Annotated in this window: 1 protein-coding gene; it reads left to right on the top strand. The window is 37.5% G+C overall.

From position 1 onward, the window contains the following. Positions 1 to 1,205: tetratricopeptide repeat protein (locus AC6RV6_RS29545; RefSeq protein ID WP_500244457.1), on the top strand; the 1,205-nt coding region annotated here is incomplete at its 5' end. Between the last annotated feature and the right edge of the window lie 156 nt (positions 1,206 to 1,361).

Raw genomic sequence — 1,361 nt, 5'->3', positions numbered from 1 at the left:
TACAACAGCAAGGAAGAATAGAGGAAGCTATTTCTGCATTTCAGCGTCAAATTGAAGTCGGTGAAGCTATCAATGACCAACAAGGAATAGCGATCGCACTCAACTGCATGGGAGGACTATTACAACAGCAAGGAAGAATAGAGGAAGCTATTTCTGCATTTCAGCGTCAAATTGATGTCAGTGAAGCTATCAATGACCAAAAATTTTTAGCGATCGCACTGAATTGCATGGGAGGACTATTACAACAGCAAGGAAGACTAGAGGAAGCTATTGCTGCATTTCAGCGTCAAATTGATGTCAGTGAAGCTATCAATGACCAACAAGGAATAGCGATCGCACTGAATTGCATGGGAGGACTATTACAACAGCAAGGAAGAATTGAGGAAGCTATTTCTGCTTTTCAGCGTGAAATTGATGTCAGTGAAGCTATTAATAACCAACAAAGAATAGCGATCGCACTCCATCAACTAGGTAATCTTTTAAAAGGTCAACAAAAATTCTCTGAAGCGGAGCAATTTTTCCGTCAGAGTTATGATATAGCAGTTCAATTAGAAGATCGGCGAGGACAAGCATTAATTCTCAATAGTTTAGGTCAAGTTTTATCTAAACAAGGAGGACAAGACAATCTCAATCTCGCATTAATCAATTTTCGAGAAAGTATTAAATTAGGACAGGAATTGAACAACTTAGAACACCTAGCCAAAGTTTATACCGCTATGGGAGAAGCTCTATTTGCTTATCACAAGGACAAACAGGCAGCCATTGAATTAAGCAAAGGCTTTGAGATTGAGGAAAATTCAAAAAATACTAGAGGTTTAGAGATTGCAATTAAACCATTAATGTATGTATTAGTTAAATTGAATCGAAAAGAAGAAGCAAAAGAATACTGTCAGAGAGCCTTAGCGATCGCACCCAATAATAAAAACATCCTAGAACTTGAAAAGCAACTCTCATCAGGAATTTTTCTCAAACAAGGAAAAGTTACAACAATCAAACATAATCAAAAAGATACAATGTATGGGTGGATTACTCCCAGCGATCGCAGCAATAGTATCTACTTCCACGAACATTTTATAAATTCCGACTGCATTTCTCAGCTTAAAATAGGGACTCGCGTGGAAGTCTTTATCAAAGAAGGTCAGAAAGGATGGTTTGCAACTTATATCAGAATTCTCGATGATGCGATAAAAATAAACAAATCTTAAAGGAAAAATTGTCAATATTGGGAAAGCGATCGCCAATCACAAAAATTATTCTCTGATTGGAAAGGGCGGCGCGATCGCGATATGCGGTAAAATTAAATTGAGGGGTCTACCGAACTTAGTATGTAAAACTAAGTTGAGAAAAGTGTATCTAAGCCA

The sequence above is a fragment of the Spirulina sp. LEGE 11439 genome (assembly GCF_059821285.1).
This window is presented reverse-complemented; position numbering and strand designations above follow the sequence as displayed.